The sequence below is a fragment of the Corynebacterium sp. HMSC059E07 genome, assembly GCF_001814395.1.
Taxonomy (GTDB): Bacteria; Actinomycetota; Actinomycetes; order Mycobacteriales; family Mycobacteriaceae; genus Corynebacterium; species Corynebacterium hesseae.
This window is the reverse complement of record NZ_KV816300.1, coordinates 1-2,292: the sequence shown is the minus strand read 5'-3', so window position 1 is coordinate 2,292 and position 2,292 is coordinate 1. Positions and strand designations below refer to the sequence as shown.

The 2,292-nt window shown below is 58.5% G+C and carries 1 protein-coding gene; it reads right to left on the bottom strand.

The window, feature by feature from the left end; all coding sequences use genetic code 11:
- Positions 1 to 2,292: type I restriction-modification system subunit M (locus HMPREF2967_RS06010; protein ID WP_070685513.1), on the bottom strand; the 2,292-nt coding region annotated here is incomplete at both ends.

The following is a 2,292-nucleotide window of genomic DNA, read 5'->3' as shown; positions in this document are numbered from 1 at the left end:
AGTAATCCACTTGGCGGTGAGCACCTCATCGACCTGCGCTTCGGTAAGCGCTTCAATGGTCGCGTGGGTGTCTTTCTCCAACTGCTCTTGCGCAGCCTTGAGGTTCTTCTTGAGCTTGTCCCGCTGGGCGATAAGTGCCTTGGCGCTGAGCATGGCAGCCTCAGTGCTGTCCTCCGGCCAGGTCTCGCCCTTGGCCAGCTTCGGCAGGTCCTTGATGGCCTTGTTCAGCTCGGTCTTCTTGAAGGCGTCCTGCTTGTCGTTAAGTATCTCGGTCAGGTCGGTCTTGTCGACTTCGCTTAAGCCCTCGACAAGCTGTGTTAGCTCAGATACAGCTGTGTCCACGTCGCGACTTAGCTGCGTTACCTGGTCCTTCTGTTGCGCCAGGTAGAAGGTCTGCACCAACTCGTTGGGAGCAACGCGCCCGTCCCATCCGATTTGGACATAGACCTTTTTCTTTTCCTTGGTCTTCCACTCCATCACGGGGTGGTTGACCCGCAGGGCATCGAAGCCTTCGGTCTGGATGACTTCTAGGTCACCGGCGGTTTTGACCCAGCTGTCATGCAGTACCTGGTAGCCCTCGTAGGCATCAACCAACGGTACAGGGTCGAGGCGGTCGAACAGGTCTGCCTTAAGCTGGTCCTCGGTGGTAGTAATAGGCACGGTAGCTGCGCCATCCACCAGCAGCGCGTGCAGTTTCTCCGGCAGGTCGGATAGTACAGCGCCAACCTGGTCACGAAGTGCCTGGGCTGCAGGGTGCTGGTCGATCGTCTCGCGTAGGTTGGTCGTTTTCAGCTCCGCGTAGCCTTCTGTCTTCTCGGTGAACAGTGCCTCCCGCAGCCCCGGCAGGGCGGTCCAGTAGTGCTCCAGGGTGTCAATTTCGCTGGTGGGAATGCCGCCGTGCATAGTGGCGTACAGGTCTACAGACTCAGGCGGCAGGGTGGCAGAGACGTAGCGTGGGATGTTCAGGTTGTGGTCGTTGGCGCGAATCTCGTCGCGGGTCACTACCCTAGCGAAGTGTGGCACGTCCACGCGGTTGTGAACGGCATCGACGATGCGTTGGATGTCACGGGCGCGCAGGTGGTTGTACTTGCCCTGCTTGATGAAGCCCTGGGAGGCATCGATGAACAGCACGTCATCGCGGTCACGTTCTTGCTTGAGCACCATGATGACGGTCGCGATACCGGTGCCGTAGAAGATGTTGGAAGGCAGGCCGATAATGGCATCGATGTGGTTGGCTTCGATGAGATTGCGACGGATGTCGGCCTCCGAGCCACCACGGAACAGTACGCCGTGCGGCAGGACGACGGTGAGGATGCCATCAGGCTTAACGTGGAACAGCTCATGCAACATGAAGGCGTAGTCGGCCTTGGTCTTGGGCGCTAGACCAAACCGTGCGAAGCGCGGGTCAGCCTCGTTGCCTTCGGGTTCCCACTTTTGGGAGTAGGGCGGGTTGGAGACTACTGCGTCCACATAGAGCGGCTTGTAGGTCTGCACCGGGTCGGCCTCGTCGAACATCGGCCAGTCATGGGCCAAGCTGTCACCGTTGCGGGCGACGATGTTGTCCGCCTTCACGCCGCGCATGACCAGGTTCATACGAGTGAGGTTGTAGGTGTTCTCGCGCAGCTCCTGGGCGAAGTACTTAATACGGTCTGGGTCACCCATGCGCTTGGCGACGGCATGGCCGATGTTAAGCAGCAGGGAGCCAGAGCCGGAGGTCGGGTCGTAAATCTGAATCTCGTCGCGGCCCTTGAGGTGGTCAGCGACGATGTTGCTCATGATGAGAGAGACCTCATGCGGGGTGTAGAACTCGCCTGCCTTTTTGCCCGCGTTGGCCGCGAACTTCTCGATGAGGTACTCGTAGATGTAGCCCAGCACGTCATAGCCCTGCTTGCCATCAGTGGGGATGTCATCGATAAGGTCCAGTAGCTTCTTGATGGCAGAGGTACGGGCAGCGTCGGTTGTACCCAACTTCGACAGGCTGGTGTCCAGGGTGTTAAGGATGCCCTCGAAGACGTGCTTGCGCTCCGGGGCGATGTTGCGCTTGAAGGTAGCCAGGCCGTCGCGCACGTGAGCGATGGAAAAGTCGTTATCCAAGTCTCGCCACGTCGAGTACAGGTTCTCGTAGGTGAGGAAGTAGCCCAAGTTGTTACGCACCAGGGCCACGGTGTCAGTGTCGGTCTCAACAAGCGTATCTGGCAGGTCTTCCGGTTCAGCGTCGTTATTGAGCATGAACTGCTCTACTTGGTCGGACAAGAACTTATAGAAGATGAAGCCGAGGATGTAGTCCTTGTA